Below are 16,034 nucleotides of genomic sequence, written 5' to 3'. Positions count from 1 at the left end.
CGCGCCCGCCGCCGGACCCGGGAAACGGCCTAGCGGCCCCCCGCCACCAGCAGCGGGGCCCCGCCCGGCGCCGACGCGGGCCGGCCGTTCGCCGCCGGGACGCCCAGCAGCGGCGACGCCGGGACCCGCGCCAGCAGCCCGCGCCGCGCCAGCTCGGGCGTCACGCCCTCGCCGAACCAGTACGCCTCCTCCAGGTGCGGATAGCCCGACAGCACGAAGTGGTCCACGCCCACCGCGTGGTACTCCTCGATCCGGTCCGCCACGTCCTCGTGGCTGCCCACCAGCGCCGTGCCCGCGCCGCCCCGCACCAGCCCGACCCCCGCCCACAGGTTCGGCGAGATCTCCAGGTCCTCCCGCGAACCGCCGTGCAGCGCCAGCATCCGCTGCTGGCCCACCGACTCGCTCCGGCCGAGCGCCTGCTGCGCCGCCGCGATCGTCTCCGGATCGAGGTCGTCGAGCAGCCGGTTCGCGGTCGCCCATGCCTCCCGCGCCGAGTCGCGCGAGATGGTGTGCAGCCGGATCCCGAAGCGCACCGTGCGCCCGCGCTCCTCCGCGAGCCCCCGGATCCAGTCGATCTTCGCCTTCACCTCGTGGGGCCGTTCGCCCCAGGTCAGATAGACGTCGGCGTGCTGGGCCGCGACCGGGCCCGCCGCCGCCGACGACCCGCCGAAGAAGATCTCCGGCAGCGGGTCGGGCGGCAGCGCGGTCAGCCCGCCTTCCACCGAGAAGTGCTCGCCCGCGAAGTCGTACGGGACCCCGCCCCACACCCCGCGCACCACCGAGAGGAACTCGGCGGTCCGTGCGTAGCGCCGGTCGTGGTCGAGGTGGTCGCCGAACCGCCGCTGCTCGGTCGAGTCGCCGCCCGTCACCACGTTCAGCAGCAGCCGCCCGCGCGTGATGCGCTGGTACGTCGCCGCCATCTGGGCCGCCAGCACCGGGGAGATCACCCCGGGGCGGAAGGCGACCAGGAACTTCAGCCGCTCGGTGTGCTGCGACAGCGCGACCGTCGTCAGCCAGGCGTCCTCGCACCACGTCCCGGTGGGCGTCAGCACGGCCTCGAAGCCCAACTGCTCGGCGGCCTTGGCGATCTGTGCCAGGTACTCGATGTCCGGCGCCCGCACCCCGCTCACCGGAGTGATCCGGGACCGCTTGATCCCGCCGTCGGTGTAGGCGTGCCGGTCGACCAGGGTGCGGCCGTCGCCGCCGGTCGGCAGGAACCAGTGCAGGTGAACACTCATCGGACTGTGGCCTTTCCATAGGTGCGGGGTGCGGTGGAGGACGCGGGGAGCCTGCCGTTGAAGCGGGGGTCCACGAAGTCCTCGAAGGCGAACTTGCCCGGAATCAGCTTCAGTTCGGCGAAGGTGTCGGCGATCTCCTGTTCGGACGCGACGGCCGCCGCGTCCACGGCGACCGGGACGCGCGTGCCCTGCGAGCGCTTCACCGAGTCGAGCGCGATCTCGTACGGCAGCCCGGTGTCCTTCGACCAGACCTTCGCCCACTCCTCGGGATGCGCGAACACCCAGTCCTGGGCGCGCCGCAACCGCTCCAACAGGTCGCCGATCGCCTTCGACTTCGCCGGATCCTTCAGCGCGGACGGCGAAGCGACCTGGAAGCCGAGGCCGTTGACGACGCCCTCGCCCGTGGTCAGTACGCGCGCGTCAGCGGTGCGCAGCACCTGGGAGGTGTACGGGTCCCAGATCGCCCACGCGTCGACCTTGCCCCGGCTGAACGCGGCCAGCGCGTCGGCGGGTTGCAGGTACTTCAGCTTCACGTCCCCGATGCCCAGGCCCGCCTTCTTCAGCGAGGCGACCAGCTGGAAGTGGGCCGAGCTGCCCTGGGCGACCGCCACCGACCGGCCCTTCAGGTCGGCCGGGCGCTTGAGCGGGGAGTCCTTCGGCACCACGATCGCCTCGCCCGCCGCCGACCCGTGGGAGGCCCCGACCACCACGATCTTCGAGCCCGCGCCCGCGGCGAACACGGGCGGGGTGTTGCCGACCCCGCCGATGTCCACGGCCTTGGCGTTCATCGCCTCCAGCAGCGGCGGGCCCGAGGTGAAGGTGGACCACTTGATGCGGTAGTCGAGGTCCTTCAGCTCACCGGCGGCGCGCAGGATCGCCTCGTAACCGCCCTTCTGGTCGCCGACGTTGAGCGTGACGTCGCCCTTGCCGTCGACGCTGCCGCCCGCGTCGGCGGCGGAGGGGCCGCCGCAGGCGGCGAGCAGCAGTCCGACGGGCAGCAGGGCGGCGACGAGCGCGTGTCGCTTCGGGCGCCTCGGTCGCTCCGGGCGCTCCGTGCGCTTCGGTCGCTTGAAGGGGGTGCTCACTGGTCCACTCCGAGTTCGGTCAACAGGCGGGTGCGGAGCGCGGCGAACCGCGGGTCGCCGGCGGCGCGCGGCCGGTCCAGGGTCACGGGTGTGTCGTACGCGATGGCGCCGTCCCGCATCACCAGCGCGCGGTCCGCGAGCAGCAGGGCCTCGTCCACGTCGTGCGTCACCAGCAGCACCGCGCAGCCGCGCCGCTGCCACAGCTCCGCGACCAACCGCTGCGCCTTGATGCGGGTGAGCGCGTCGAGGGCGCCGAACGGCTCGTCGAGCAGCAGCAGATCGGGCTCCCGTACGAGCGCGCGGGCGAGCGAGGCGCGCTGGGCCTCGCCGCCGGAGAGCGTCTTGGGCCAGGCGCCCGAGCGGTGCGAGAGCCCGACCTCGGCGAGGGCCTTCTCGGCGAGCGCCCGGTCCGGCTTGCCTTCGAGCCCGAGCAGGACGTTGCGCCAGACCCGCTTCCAGGGCATGAGGCGCGGCGCCTGGAAGGCCACGGCGCGCCGCTTCGGCACGAGGACGGTGCCCGCGATGTCCCGGTCGAGCCCGGCGAGCACCCGCAGCAGGGTGGACTTGCCGCAGCCGCTGCGACCGAGGAGCGCGGTGAACTCGCCGGTGCGCAGCGTCAGTTCGAGGTCGTCGATGACGGCGCGCCCGTCGAAGGAGCGGGTGAGCCCCGCGACGCGTACGGCGGTGTCGTCCGTGCGCACGGCGCTCGCCCCGCGGGCCGCGCTCGCCTTGCTCACTGGCCGGTGAAGGTCGGTCGCCATTGCAGCAGCAGCCTTTCGAGGGTGCGGACGATGAGGTCGGCGGCGAGGCCGAGGAAGGCGTAGACGACCAGGCAGACGACGATGACGTCGGTCCGGAAGAACTCCCTGGCCTGGTTCATCAGGAAGCCGATGCCGGCGTCGGCGTTGATGGACTCGCCGAAGACCAGCGCGAGCCAGGCGGTGGCCAGCGAGTAGCGCAGCCCGGTCATGGCGCCGGGCAGCGCGCCCGGCAGCACGACGTGCCGCACGAGGCCCCACCGTCCGAGCCCCAGTGACTGCCCGGCCTCGATGAGCCCGGCGTCGACGCCGCGGATGCCCGCGTACACGTTCAAGTACAGGTGGAAGGCGACGCCGAGGGCGATGAGCGCCACCTTGGGAGCCTCGCCGATGCCCATCCAGATGATGAACAGCGGAATGAGACCGACCCAGGGCACGGTGCGCAGCATCTGCACGCTCGCGTCGATCAGGTCCTCGCCGAGCCGCGAGAGCCCGGACAGGAGCGCCAGGCCGGTGCCGATGGCGCCGCCCAACAGCAGTCCGATCAGGACGCGTTGGAGGGAGACGCCCATGGCGGACGGCAGGGTCCCGTCGGCGATCAGGTCACCGCCGACGCGGGCGATGGTGCCGGGCGAGGCGAGGATGTCGGGGTCGAGGAGGCCGGTCGTGCTGGACGCCTGCCAGAGCGCGAGGAGCAGCAGGGGCCCGAAGGTGCGGCGGAGCCAGCGGGGGAGGGAGCGGCGGGACCCGGGGGCGGCCGAGGGGACGACGGCCACCAGCTCCGGAGGGGCACCTCGGGAAGGGGTGTCGGACGGTGATTTAAGGGATATGTCCGGTGGTGCGTGATCGACGGTCATCGGGGCTCCACGGGGGTGTGACAGACGGGGGAGGGGGTCTCACGGGAAAGTGCGGACGGCCGCCACGCGAATGGCCGTCCGCGGCCCCGGCGCGCGTACAGCACACGGCGCGTACGGCGCATATCGCGTACGGCGCGTACGCCGAAGGTGCCGTACGCGACGCGAGAGCGGTCGGATGCGGCTGCCGTACGGGAGGGCGGGGCGGCGGAGTGAGGTGAAAGGGCGTCAGCGGCCGCGGCGACACGCGGCGGAGGCCACCCGCAGCAGGTCGATGTGACCGCGCGTGGTGAGCAGGGCTGAACGCAACATGCGGCAGAACGTAGCGAGCCCGTCCGGACACGGTCAATGGCGTCTCGCTCCCCGGACGCCCGGTCTTGCCCACCGGGCGGGGCGGGGGCGCGGACCGGCTCCCCCACCGCGAGGATGGAGGCATGTCAGCCTCCTTCACCACGCGCGTCCTCGACGTCTCCACCGGCAGGTCCGAAACCGTCACGGACCTCACGCACGCGTGCGAGCGCTTCCTCGCGGAGGTGGCCCCCGGCAGGGACGGCCTCCTCAACGTCTTCGTCCCGCACGCGACCGCCGGGATCGCGGTCATCGAAACGGGCGCGGGCAGCGACGACGACCTCCTCGCGGCGCTGCGCGACCTGCTCCCGGCCGACGACCGCTGGCGGCACCGCCACGGCACCCCGGGGCACGGCCGCGACCACGTGCTCCCCGCGTTCGTCCCGCCCCACGCGACCCTCCCGGTCCTGGCCGGCCGCCTGGAACTGGGCACCTGGCAGTCGGTCTGCCTGGTCGACACCAACAGGGACAATCCGGAGAGGCAGGTGCGGCTGTCGTTTTTCGGCCAGTAGGCGTGGGTCTAGCCGGCGCGGAAGCGCCTCGGGAGGTCCGTCCGCACGGGGCGGACCTCCCCAGGCGCCGACGGAGCCCGACGGGCTCGGTCAGCGCCCGAGGTCCGCGTAGCGCACGACCTGGACGGCCAGGCCGGTGATTACGGTTGCCTCGACCAGTGAGATCAGGAGCAGCGGCCAGTGCATCGGGCCGAACAGCCAGTAGACGGTCAGTGCCGCGAGTGGTGTTCCGCAGAACGTCAGCAGGTCGACGGCGAGTTGGGACCGCTTACGTGAGCTGCGATACGCGTCGCGCCGGTGGGCGGATTCCCATCCGAAGACCTCTGCCTGGTCCGCTGTCAGTTCCTTGAGCCGGGGGGACAGTTCGTCGCGTATGTACCGGCCTATGGCCGAGATCTTTTCGTCGTTCACCAGGTAGGTCCATCCCAGGATGACGGACAGCGGGGGGAGCAACAGCAGCATCTCAAGATGGCCGTTCCGAGCCAGCGTCGAGCCGACCACCGCCGCCATGGCGCCGAGCGTGGCGTAGATGAGGTTGTCGCGGAAGCCGATGCGGGCACGCTGCTCCTGCTTGATCTGCTCGTACTCGGCAAGCAGGAGTTGGCCGGTGTCGATCACTTCTGTTCGTTCTCCAGTCGGGCCAATTGGGCTTCCAGTCCACTGCGGCCGGTCTTCGCCGCGCCGCTGCGGAGCCGGGACAGCTCGGGGACGTCCAAGCGCAGTTGGAGGGCCAGGCGGGAGACGAGTTCTTCCGCTTCCTGCCGGGTGACCTGACTGCGCGAGCCCATGCGTTGGTCCAGCCGGTCGAGGAGAGCGAGCTTACGTGGTGTTTCCTCCGGGCACCACACGCGGAAGAAGAGGCTGTCCGCCATGCGGTAGCCGCCGATGCGGGACATCGGGATCCCTTTTTCACCGAAGGCGCTTGCGGGCAGTGAGACCGACCACGTGCCGTCGTCGTCCTGTTCCGGAGCGATCGAGTCAAAGCCCTGCGCTTGGAGCCAATTCCGGGCGGATCGTTGGACGCGTTCGTCCGCTTCCGTGTCCAACGCCTCCTCGTTGTCGAGAAGGTCGATCAGTTCCGGGGTGCGGGCGCAGAGTTCGCCGAGCTCCGGATCGGGCGCGGCCCCGGCTTCGGCTTGGCCGTAAACCAGGAGTTCCTTCCGGCCTCGCACCAGATAGACGGGGAGGTGGACGAGCGTCTCGTTCAGACACTTCAGGGAGTCCAGAGCCGCAGGCAGGTTGAACCGGGCACGGTCTTTACGGTCCTTGAGGCGGTCCAGGGCCGATCGGTCGAAGCCGGACATCACGTAGAACGGTGTGAAGCGCGGATAACGGTTGCTTTGCAGCACTTGGGTCAGATCGTCTCCGGACAGGAGAGTGACGACTTCGTCGTCGTAGTGGGCCCGGGTCAGCGGGGTGCACTCCAGGGCCTCGAAGTAGAGCATGCGACGGTCCTCGTGAGTGACCACGTAGCGGATGTCGTCGTCGACGGACCGCTGCCCCAAGGGCGTGAGGGACAGTCGGCCCGCGGCCTCCTCCCGCACGTGGCCGATCGCGGTCAGGAAGCGCACGGCTTGCGCGACCAGGGACCGGTCCAGGGCGAAGAAGGCGGCGAGTTCGTCCACGGTGTGCAGGGCGCCGTGGCGCAGCCCGCGCTCCAGGAACCGGTCGATCAGGAAGAACGCCTCGCCTTCGGTGACGTCGGCGCGAATCTCCACCTGCCAGACCGGCAGCAGCAGGGCGTAGAGCCGGGTGGGCACGACACCCTGGCCGAAGGCGGCGTCCTCCAGGACCCGCTCCTCGGGAAAGTTCATCAGACGGGCCGTCACGTTCGGCCTCCTTCCGGGGACGGGTCGGCGGTCTTGCCCGCTTCCGGGACGGCTTCGTCGAGGTCCGCCATGACGTCCCGGTAGTCCCGCAGGTCGCCGCGGTCGATCAGGTGCTGGTGCAGGTCGCCCATGAGGGCACGGAAGCCGGGGTCGTCCGCACGTGCCAGGGTGCCCAGGTCGCCCACGAGCACCAGCTGACTCTTGGCGCGGGTGAAGGCGACGTTGGCCCGGCGCAGTTCTTTGAGGAATCCGATCCGGCCCTCGGGGTTGCTGCGGGTGAAGCCGTACAGGACGACGTCACGCTCTCCCCCCTGGTAGGAGTCGACGCTGCCGACCGAGGCGTCAGCGAGCTGGGAATCGCCGATCAGCGGGGTCAGGTGGCGCACGACCTCCAGGCGCTGGGCGAGGTAGGGGACGATCACCACCCACTCGGATCCCCGGCGGTGGTAGAAGGCGGCGAGTCTGGCCAGGAGGCGTGCTTCGCAGGTGTTGAAGGGGCCCTTGTGACCGCGTCCCTCGGCACGCCCGCGTCCCGACTCGTGACGTAGGCGGTCAGGTAGCGCGGCAGTGTCGACGAAGGCCATAGGGCTCGTGAACAAGGGGTCGGTGTGCTGGTGCTCCTTCTCGGTGAGCAGCCCTCCCCGGTAGAAGGAGGCCGATATGAAGTCGGCGATCTCGGCGGGCATCCGGCGCTGGCGGGTCAGCTGCACGATGTGTGAAGGGGGCAGGCCGGCGCGCAGGCGCTCCAGGGCGCTCTGCGACATGAGCCGGACCAGTTCGGGGTCGCCGGCGCCTTGGGCCCACTCGTCCACCTCGGAGTCGCGGAAGGGCGGCAATTGCCGATCGTCGCCGACCAGGACGCCGCGGCGGACCCTGGTCAGTGGTACCAGCGTGTCCGCGACACCGATCTGACCGGCCTCGTCGACGATTCCCAGGTCGAAGTCGACCCCGGACAGCTCGGCGCGGGACGCGGCACCGATGCAGGTGGCGCCGACCACTTGGGCGTAGCGGACCAGTTCTGGTACCAGTTGCCCCGGTTCCTGACCGATGGCGGCCTGCCATTGCTGAGCGAGTTCCCGGCGTCGCGAGAGCAGCGGCAGCCAGCCCGTCAACTGCCCGTGCAGTGAGTGCAGCGCGGCCGCCGCTTCGGCTGGATCCGCCGAACGAGTGGGCATCGGCGTGCTGGGAACGACTGCACTGAGCGCGTGGACCGCCATGTCGGCAGCTTCGTAGGCGGACTGGACGCCCTCGTCGAGGCGGTGCTCGGCTGCCCGGCTCGCGGCACGGGCCGCGCTGACGGCGGTGCTCTCACTGATCGCGCGCTCTGCCTCGGCGTTCGCCGCTTCGGCCTGTCGACGCAGATCGGGGACCAGCGCCTGGAGCCGCTGAACCTCGGCCGCCGCCGTGGTGAGCTCCTTTTCCAGACGGCGGGCCCGGGAGCGGTGCAGCCAACCGGTGAAGAACGCGCTGGAACGCCGTTGCTCGGACTCCATTCTCTCTCGGAGCGGCACTGTGCGTTCGCTCAGCTCCCGCAGAGCCGACTCCTGCTTGGTCTCGTCCTGCCGGAGCGCATCCCGCTTTTCCCAGGACCTGGCGGCTGCTGCTCGGGTCGCCTCCTGGAGGTGTAGAGCCGCCGTGTTCTTCTTCCCGGCCAGGTCGTCGACCTGCTGAACCCTGATGGCCAGTTCATCGGTCCACGGCTCTACGGCGGTCGCGTCCCGATAGGCCTGTGTGCGCTGGGTCATGGCGTGCCGGATTTCCTCGGAGAGGCTCTCCGACTGCTCCTCCAGGAGCAACGGCTTGACGTCGGCGTGAACCTTGCTTTCGTCCCCGACCCGGATCACCACGAGATCTCGTGGCAGTCTGGCCAGCACGTTGTCCACGGCACGGTTGGTGTGCGAGGTGACGAGTACCCGGCCGTTGTCGGTGGCGTTCGTCGTCGCGGCGGTGCGGGCGATTTCCGTGATCGTCCGGGTCTTGCCTGTGCCGGGCGGGCCGAGTACCACCAGGAGGTCCTCGGTGGTCAGGGCCTTTTGGAATGCCGTGAGCTGTTCGGGGTCCAGTTCCTCGTGCGGCTGCGTGGCTGTGGCCGGGATCGCGTGCACGCGGTGCTCGACCACGGCCGGGAGGAGGCCCGCGTTCTTGGCGTTCAGTCCGCGGAGGGAGGCCACCGCCTGCCGCTGCTTGTTGAAGATCACGCTGTTCGGGATGACTTCCAGGGCGCCGCGCTGCGGCAGGCGGTCCCACGAAACGGGCTGATCGAAGCGGACGGTCAGGTATCCGCCTGCGGCCCTTCTCACTCGCCCCCGGGTTTCCGTGTCGCCCTGAATGCGCACGAAGGCACCGGACGGCGGTGCGTCCGTTCCGACGAGCTGGAATTCGTAGACGGATTGGGGAGTGCTGCTGCGCTTGACCCCGGTGGCTGTGAGGCGCTGGTAGGGGAAGGGGGCGGATCGGCGTTCTTCCCGAGTGGTGATCTCCTCCGTCGCGTCGATCAGCCGGTCCACCGAGTCGAGGAAGCTCGACTGGGCTTCGCTCAGTGCGGGGAACTCCTCCTGCCGCTTCTGCGTCCGGCCGAGATCTTTCCAGGTGCGTTCGAGGGCTTCCCACTGGGCGTCCGAGCCCTCGGGCACGGCTCTCAGCTCGAACACCATCTTCCAGGCGGGCGGGCGTACCAGGAGACACGCCCCGGCGAGGTCGGAGTGGTCCTTCAGGCGCAGCGCATCGATGTGTTTGATGAAATAGGCGGTGCCTCGATTCGTGGCTTCGAGGCGCAACCGGTACGTACGCGTGTGGACCAGCAAAGAGGCCTTGTACTTGCCTTTGGCCGCGACGAGCCGCACGGCGGCGCCGCCTTCGAGCCCGTTCAGATCGTGGACGATCTGTGAGATGTCGGACGGCAGGCCGGCGCTGGAAGCGGCCTTCGCACGGAGTCGGTCGTCGAGGCCGATGCCCGGGACGAGTACCAGCGGGGCGCGCAGGGCGACGGTGGCGATGGACATCGGCGACGCTCCTCAGTGCTGGGGCGGCGGGACGGACGCCAGCTCGCGTGCGGCGGACACCAGGGCGAGCCGGAGCGTGCGGACCCCCGGGCGGGCTCCCGGGTCCTCTCGCAGAGCTCCGGCAACCGCATGGGTGAGGCTGTTCGGTACGGATGCCGAGCCGCGGTAGGGAGGCAGCCCCGGCTGGGGGACACGGCCGGTCAGCGCGCGGTGCAGCAGCGCTCCCAACTGGTAGACGTCGGTGGCGGGACCGGGATCGGTTCGGGAGCCGCGCTGCTGCTCGGGCGCCTGGTAGGGGCCGAGGTTCTCGCCTCGGCGGGGCGGTACAGCGGCGAGGCCGAAGTCGCGCAGCGCCGTGCGCGGTTGGCCCATCACGATCGCGGTCGGCCGAAGTGCCCGGTGGGAGAGCCCCTCGGCGCTCAATCGCTCCAGGAGTCGGGCGACTTCGGCGAGTCCGCTGACGATGGACCACAGACGCTGCGGGGTCGTAGGCGTCGACGATGCGGGCAGCAGTTCGTCGAGCGTGTCCGAAGGGCGGCCGAGCCTGGGGTCACCAGGCCAGGCCAGGACCAGGGTCGCGATGTCCTTGCCGCCGGTCATCTGCACGACGTCGGGGCCGGGGAGAGTTCGGTACAGCGCGGCTTCCCGTCTGAGTGCGTCCAGGGGGTCGAACGGGCCGGGGCTGTGCGGCGGGCGTATCCGCTCGACTTGGCGCAGCCAGACGTAGGCGTCGCGGGCACCGCTGCCGGACACCGTGCGTGCTACCGCCTGGCGGCGCAGCACGTCGCCGTCCCGTGACTCTTGAAGGAGGTCTCCCGGGCCTTCGTACAGCAGGTACTCCTGGTCGACGACCTTGACGACGGGTCGGTCGCCCCAGTCCGCCGCGCCGGGGGAGCGGGCGGGGCCCGCCATGACGACGGCGGGTGCCGGGGGCCGCTGAGGGCTCGGCGGCCGGGTGGGGCGCAGGTCGCGCAGTACGCGCAGTGCGAAAGCGGCAGCGTGCCGGGCTGCGGTCTCCTGGGAGCCCGCGGCGTCGTACGAGGCCTTGTCCTGGTCGGCGAAGTCACTGATGCCGCGGATGGAAAGGGCGCGCACTCGGCGGCTCATCCGGACCGCGTGGGCGACACCGTGGCTCTCCATGTCGACGGCCGCGGCATCGTTGTAGTGCCTGCGGATCCGACGGTCCGTCTCCGAGCCGCGGAAGCCGAGCAGGACGTCGCCCGAGGCGATCGGCTCGAAGTGAACCCGGGGCAGCGGGGTTGTGAGGTCGTCTCGGGTGAGGAAGGCCCAGGGGTCGTTGCGCCGGGCGGAGCGCACCAACTGGTCCATGTCGTACGTCGGCTCCCAGACGTCGGGCCGGGCCGCGAACCCGTCCTGACTCTCACGTCCACCGTGGTAGCCGTAGACCTTCCTGGCGACGACGACGTCACCGAGGCGGACGTCGGTCTTGAGCGCACCGGCGACGCCGACGAAGAGTGCCGCCTCGGCGTCGAAGTGCTCGATCGCGGCTTGTGTGACGAGGGCGGCCCGGGTGTTGGTGGGACCGGTCTCCGCCAGCGCCACGTTCCAATTGAGGCCCGGCATCCGACCGACGTCGAGGAGCGTGCCCTGGGGCAGCTCGACCTCGCGGGCGTCCGTCATGTGCCGACGGACCGCCTCGTACTCCACCTGCAAAGCGGTGAGCACGACCACAGTGGGCCGTTGCTCGTTCGTTCCCCCCAACGGAACCCTCACCTTCACGGAAATCCGATGCCGAACCCGACGACTACTGGTGGTCGTCCCGCCCGGCACATGAAGTGGCAAGAGGAATCACTCTAGCCCGGGTCCCTCGGACGGCGTCCGCCTGCGAAGATCTTCGCGGCGAGGTCTACGCCCTCGGGACAGATGCCCAGGCAAGGCTTTGGGATGTCATAAGACAGGCTTATGGGGTCATAGATCCAACCCGGCTACTAGGTTAGGATTGCCTTAGTTTAGGCTTCCCTCCGAGTAAGACTGCCACCGCTCGAAGGGAACCTGATCATGCCTCGCCCCGTGCGGGTCGCCATCGTCGGAGCCGGCCCCGCCGGGATCTACGCCGCCGACGCGCTGCTGAAGTCCGCGGCCGCCGTCGACCCCGGTGTTTCCATCGACATCTTCGAGCGGATGCCCGCGCCGTTCGGCCTCATCCGGTACGGCGTCGCCCCCGACCATCCGCGCATCAAGGGCATCATCACCGCCCTGCACCAGGTGCTCGACAAGCCCCAGGTCCGGCTCTTCGGCAACGTCGACTACCCGGGCGACATCAGCCTGGACGACCTGCGCGCCTTCTACGACGCGGTGATCTTCTCCACCGGTGCCACCGCCGACCGCGCGCTGTCGATCCCGGGCATCGACCTCAAGGGCTCGTACGGCGCCGCGGACTTCGTCTCCTGGTACGACGGGCACCCCGACGTGCCCCGCACCTGGCCCCTCGAAGCGGAGAAGGTCGCCGTCCTCGGCGTCGGCAACGTCGCGCTCGACGTCGCCCGCATCCTCGCCAAGACCGCCGACGAGCTGCTGCCGACCGAGATCCCGGCCAACGTCCACGACGGACTCAAGGCCAACAAGGCCCTCGAAGTGCACGTCTTCGGGCGCCGCGGCCCCGCCCAGGCCAAGTTCAGCCCCATGGAGCTGCGGGAGCTGGACCACTCCCCGAACATCGAGGTCATCGTCGACCCCGAGGACATCGACTACGACGAGGGCTCCATCGCCACCCGGCGCGGCAACAAGCAGGCCGACATGGTCGCCAAGACCCTGGAGAACTGGGCGATCCGCGACGTCGGCGACCGTCCGCACAAGCTCTTCCTGCACTTCTTCGAGTCCCCCGCCGAGCTCCTGGGCGAGGACGGCGAGGTCGTCGGCCTGCGCACCGAGCGCACCGAGCTCGACGGCACCGGCAACGTCAAGGGCACCGGGCAGTTCAAGGACTGGGACTTCGGCGCCGTCTACCGCGCCGTGGGCTACCTCTCCGACGAGCTGCCCAAGCTCCCCTGGGACGCCGCTTCGGGCACCGTTCCCGACGAGGCGGGCCGCGTCATCGACGAGTCCGGCGAGCACCTCACGTCCACGTACGTCACCGGCTGGATCCGCCGCGGCCCCGTCGGCCTCATCGGCCACACCAAGGGCGACGCGAACGAGACCGTCGCCAGCCTCCTGGACGACCACGCGAACGGCCGCCTGCCCGCGCCCGTGTCGCCCGCGCCCGAGGCGGTCGAGGAGTTCCTGAGCGAGCGCCGCGTCCGCTTCACCACCTGGGAGGGCTGGTACCGGCTCGACGCCGCGGAGAAGGCGCTGGGCGAGCCCCAGGGCCGCGAGCGCGTGAAGATCGTCGAGCGCGACGAGATGCTGGACGCCAGCGGAGCGTGACCACGGCCGCACGGTGCGGCTTTCCGGCGGGGTGCGCCCACACGGGCGCACCCCGCCTTCGCGTTCCGCGGCTTCCCCCGTCCCCGCGTGGGGGATGATGGGGACGGGCAGCCGGCGGACTGACGCGGGCGGGACAACAGGGGCCGCGGTGACGGTGCATCGGCAATGGATCGAAGGCGCGACGATCCACGGGTCCGTGGTGCAGGCGCAGGAGATCCACCATCTCCACCTGGCCGAACGGCGGCCGCTCTACGGCGTGGAGGCGTTCCCCGCTGAGCGCCCCGCCATCCCGGCCGCGTACGTGCGCGAACAGCCCGCCCGGCTGCTCGACGCGCGCTACGCCCTGGTCGACTTCACCGGCCGCCGCGAGGAGCTGAGCCGTCTCACGGGCTGGCGCGACGAGCTGGACCGGGTGTCGGTGCTGCTGCTGCACGGCCCCGGCGGACAGGGCAAGTCCCGGCTCGCCGCGCAGTTCGCGCGCCTCAGCGGGGCGGCGGGCTGGTCCGTGCTCCAGGCCCGGCACGCCTCCGACGCCGTGCCCTTCCCCGTACGGCCCGAAACGGAACCGGCGACCGGGACGCCGGGCGTGCTCATGGTCGCCGACTACGCCGAGCGCTGGCCAACCGACGACCTGATGGAACTCCTCCTGGACGCCGTCAGACAGGGCGGCCGGATCCGCGTGCTGCTCGTCGCCCGGCCCCGGGGCACCTGGTGGCAGCACCTCGTCAAACGCCTCGGGGACTTCGACATCCCCGTCCTCGACCTGCCGCTCCCCGGCCTCTCCGACGACGCCGACGCCACGCCCGACGCGCTCTTCCGCACCGCCCGCGACTGCTTCGCCGCCACCCTCGACGTCGCCGACGTCGCGGCCGTCACCCCGCCCGACCGGCTCGCCGACGACCCGGAGTACCGCCAGGTACTCGCCGTCCACATGGCGGCACTCGCCGCCGTCGACGCCCACCGGCGCGGCACGCCGGTCCCCGAGGGCGCAGCCGCGGTCTCCGCCTACCTGCTCTCGCGCGAGCGCGCCCACTGGGAGACCCTGCACCGCAACGGCCGCGTCCGCATCACGCCCGGCGCCTTCGGGCAGGCCGTCTACGCCGCGGCGCTGACCGGCGCGCTCGGCCACAGCGAGGCCGTCCGCGCGCTGACCCGCATCGGCGTCGGCACCACCGAGCACACCGACCAGGTGCTCAAGGACCACGCCCTGTCGTACCCGTCGCCCGGCGGCGCCACCGTGCTCGAACCCCTCTACCCCGACCGGCTCGCCGAGGACTTCCTGGCTCTGAGCGCGGCGGGCCACGGCACCGACGGCTTCGAGCCCGACCCGTGGTCCCTGGACGCGCCGGGCCGACTGCTCGACGGCACGCCGCTGAGCTGCGAGCGCCGGGTCATGGCGACGCTCGTCGCGGCGGCCGCGCGCTGGCCGCACGTACGGGAGTCGCAGCTGGAGGTCCTGCTGTCCGGGCAGCCGAGGCTGGGCGTCGCCGCCGGCGGCGCGACGCTCGCCGCGCTCAGCGAGATGGACGGCATCGACCCGGCCGTGCTCGAAGCCGTCGAGGCGTACCTGCCGCCCGGCCGCCACGCCGACCTCGCCCCGGGCGCCGCGGCCCTCGCCCAGCGCCTCATCGGCCACCGCCTCCAGCGCACCCCCGACCTGGCGGGCCAGGCGAGGCTCCTGAACGACCTGGCCCAACGGCAGTACCACGCGGGGCTGACCGAGGAGGCGCTGCGCTCCGGGCAGCGGGCCGTGGCGATCGGCCAGGGCACGGCCGTCGACCCGGGCGCCGTGCGCGAGCCGTCGTTCGCGGCCGTCATGGCCGACGTCGGGGTCTACCACGCCAAGCAGGACGAGCCGGCGGAGGCGCTGGCCGCCACCGGGCAGGCCGTGCACCTCCTGCGCGGCCTCGCCCTGGCCCACCCGCACCGCTACGACGACTCGCTCGCCCTCGCGCTCTCCAACTACGCCGCCGACTTGGCGGCGACGGGCCAGTGGCGCAGCGCGCTGGTCACCGCGCGCGAGGCGGCGGACAGGGCCCGCGGCCTCGCCCGCGGACCCGTCGGGGACCCTGCCGGGACGGCGCACTGGGCGACCCTCGCGGCGGCGCTCGCCAACCTCGCGATCTGCCTCGCGCACGAGGGCAGCAGGGTCGCGGCGTGCGACGCGGCCGAGGAGGCCGTGGAGATCCAGCGCGGCCTGGCAGCCGTGGACCCGCACGCCTTCGAACCGACCCTGGCCCGCGCCCTGTTGAACCTCAGCAGCCGTACGGCGCACGTCTCGCGGCACGAGGAGTCCGGCACGGCTGCGGGCGAAGCGGTGGAACTGCTGCGCAGACTGGTCGGGATCAACCCGGCGGGCTACCAGGAGGAGTTGGCGGTCGCGCTCTCCCAGCACGCCGAGCGGCTGCTGACGTTGGGCCGCCGCACGGAGGCGTGCCACGCGCTGACGGAGTCGGTGACGGTGCGCCGCAGGACCGCGGCCGACGACCCGGCGCACCAGCCGGGCCTGATCGCGTCGTTGGAGAAGCTGGGGCTCGAACTGACCCGGACGAACGAGCACGGGCGGGCGGGCCCGGTGTGGGACGAGGCGCTCGAACTGCGGCGCGGGCGCGCGGAGCGGGGCGGGGAACCGGAGATCGTTCCGCTGGCCGGGCTGCTGAACACCATCGCCTGGCTGGGGTTCGCGCAGCGGCGCGACCTGCCGGGCTCGCTCGCCGCGGCCCGGGAGGCCACCGGGCTGCTGTGGCGGTTCGTTGGGCTCCAGGGGGAGCTGCCCCCGGGGCTGGCGGAGTCGGTGGACATCCAGGCCAGGGTGCTGGCCGCGCTGGAGCGCACCGACGAGGCGGTCGAGGTGCTGCGGCGGCTGGCGAAGCTGCGGACCGAGCAGCTCGCACCGGTCCTGCCGCCGGGACCACCCGGTGAGCAGGAAGGAACTTTGGCCCGGTAGAGCCCGGTAGAGCCCGGTAGAGCCCGGTAGTGGCCGTGGGGCCCACGGGCCCCGCTGGGCCCGTCGTCAGGCTCCCG

The 16,034-nt window shown here is 71.6% G+C and carries 12 protein-coding genes; 3 read left to right on the top strand and 9 right to left on the bottom strand.

Translation table 11 applies throughout. The features are described from left to right. Positions 1–29 precede the first annotated feature (29 nt). The 5 genes from ACIBNE_RS31125 to ACIBNE_RS31105 form a co-directional block, all read right to left on the bottom strand. Positions 30–1,238, bottom strand: coding sequence for an LLM class flavin-dependent oxidoreductase (locus ACIBNE_RS31125; RefSeq protein WP_399277464.1), 1,209 nt, complete (start codon positions 1,236–1,238; stop codon positions 30–32). Further along, on the bottom strand, positions 1,235–2,239 hold the full coding sequence (locus ACIBNE_RS31120; RefSeq protein WP_399277779.1) for an ABC transporter substrate-binding protein: 1,005 nt from the start codon (positions 2,237–2,239) through the stop codon (positions 1,235–1,237). Before ACIBNE_RS31120 ends, ACIBNE_RS31125 begins: the two co-directional genes overlap by 4 nt. Positions 2,240–2,319: 80 nt before the next feature. Then, a complete protein-coding gene (locus ACIBNE_RS31115; protein WP_399277462.1) occupies positions 2,320–3,084 on the bottom strand; it encodes an ABC transporter ATP-binding protein in 765 nt (254 codons plus the stop codon). After that, complete coding sequence (locus ACIBNE_RS31110; protein WP_399277461.1) at positions 3,057–3,938, bottom strand: ABC transporter permease; 882 nt, start codon at positions 3,936–3,938, stop codon at positions 3,057–3,059. Before ACIBNE_RS31110 ends, ACIBNE_RS31115 begins: the two co-directional genes overlap by 28 nt. Before the next feature lie 225 nt (positions 3,939–4,163). Next, positions 4,164–4,247 carry a putative leader peptide gene (locus ACIBNE_RS31105; protein WP_313884353.1) on the bottom strand — a complete coding sequence of 28 codons (84 nt, stop codon included), beginning with the start codon at positions 4,245–4,247 and terminating at the stop codon, positions 4,164–4,166. 122 nt (positions 4,248–4,369) lie between these two features. On the opposite strand from ACIBNE_RS31105, the gene ACIBNE_RS31100 reads away from it, so the two are divergent. Further along, complete coding sequence (locus tag ACIBNE_RS31100) at positions 4,370–4,795, top strand: YjbQ family protein (RefSeq protein ID WP_399277459.1); 426 nt, start codon at positions 4,370–4,372, stop codon at positions 4,793–4,795. Positions 4,796–4,885: 90 nt separating this feature from the next. On the opposite strand, the gene ACIBNE_RS31095 is transcribed toward ACIBNE_RS31100, so the two are convergent. Genes ACIBNE_RS31095 through ACIBNE_RS31080 form a run of 4 tightly spaced genes read right to left on the bottom strand, consistent with a single transcriptional unit; the run spans position 4,886 to position 11,348 of the window. Beyond that, positions 4,886–5,413, bottom strand: a complete 528-nt coding sequence (locus ACIBNE_RS31095) for a hypothetical protein (protein ID WP_399277457.1) — start codon at positions 5,411–5,413, stop codon at positions 4,886–4,888. Continuing rightward, complete coding sequence (locus tag ACIBNE_RS31090) at positions 5,410–6,624, bottom strand: hypothetical protein (protein WP_399277456.1); 1,215 nt, start codon at positions 6,622–6,624, stop codon at positions 5,410–5,412. The genes ACIBNE_RS31095 and ACIBNE_RS31090 overlap by 4 nt, the downstream gene beginning before the upstream one ends. Beyond that, entirely contained in the window at positions 6,621–9,626 is a 3,006-nt protein-coding gene (locus tag ACIBNE_RS31085) for a DEAD/DEAH box helicase (RefSeq protein WP_399277454.1), read from the bottom strand. The genes ACIBNE_RS31090 and ACIBNE_RS31085 overlap by 4 nt, the downstream gene beginning before the upstream one ends. A gap of 12 nt (positions 9,627–9,638) precedes the next feature. Continuing rightward, positions 9,639–11,348 carry a hypothetical protein gene (locus tag ACIBNE_RS31080; protein ID WP_399277452.1) on the bottom strand — a complete coding sequence of 570 codons (1,710 nt, stop codon included), beginning with the start codon at positions 11,346–11,348 and terminating at the stop codon, positions 9,639–9,641. A 297-nt stretch (positions 11,349–11,645) separates the two neighbouring features. Between ACIBNE_RS31080 and ACIBNE_RS31075 the strand changes: the two genes are divergently transcribed. Beyond that, positions 11,646–13,010 (top strand): FAD-dependent oxidoreductase, encoded by a 1,365-nt coding sequence (locus ACIBNE_RS31075; protein ID WP_399277450.1) that lies wholly within the window; start codon positions 11,646–11,648, stop codon positions 13,008–13,010. Positions 13,011–13,158: 148 nt separating this feature from the next. Continuing rightward, entirely contained in the window at positions 13,159–15,957 is a 2,799-nt protein-coding gene (locus ACIBNE_RS31070) for a hypothetical protein (protein WP_399277448.1), read from the top strand. The last annotated feature ends 77 nt before the right edge of the window (positions 15,958–16,034 follow it).

This window comes from Streptomyces sp. NPDC050504 (assembly GCF_044458065.1).
Taxonomy (GTDB): Bacteria; Actinomycetota; Actinomycetes; order Streptomycetales; family Streptomycetaceae; genus Streptomyces.
Note: the sequence above shows the minus strand (reverse complement) of the source record. Positions and strands in the feature narration are given on the sequence as shown.

Excerpts from the sequence above, each read along its gene's own strand:
- ACIBNE_RS31125 (WP_399277464.1), bottom strand. The coding sequence starts at position 1,238 with ATGAGTGTTCACCTGCACTGGTTCCTGCCGACCGGCGGCGACGGCCGC.
- ACIBNE_RS31115 (WP_399277462.1), bottom strand. The coding sequence starts at position 3,084 with ATGGCGACCGACCTTCACCGGCCAGTGAGCAAGGCGAGCGCGGCCCGC.
- ACIBNE_RS31110 (WP_399277461.1), bottom strand. The coding sequence starts at position 3,938 with ATGACCGTCGATCACGCACCACCGGACATATCCCTTAAATCACCGTCC.
- ACIBNE_RS31105 (WP_313884353.1), bottom strand. The coding sequence starts at position 4,247 with ATGTTGCGTTCAGCCCTGCTCACCACGCGCGGTCACATCGACCTGCTG.
- ACIBNE_RS31100 (WP_399277459.1), top strand. The coding sequence starts at position 4,370 with ATGTCAGCCTCCTTCACCACGCGCGTCCTCGACGTCTCCACCGGCAGG.
- ACIBNE_RS31085 (WP_399277454.1), bottom strand. The coding sequence starts at position 9,626 with ATGTCCATCGCCACCGTCGCCCTGCGCGCCCCGCTGGTACTCGTCCCG.
- ACIBNE_RS31075 (WP_399277450.1), top strand. The coding sequence starts at position 11,646 with ATGCCTCGCCCCGTGCGGGTCGCCATCGTCGGAGCCGGCCCCGCCGGG.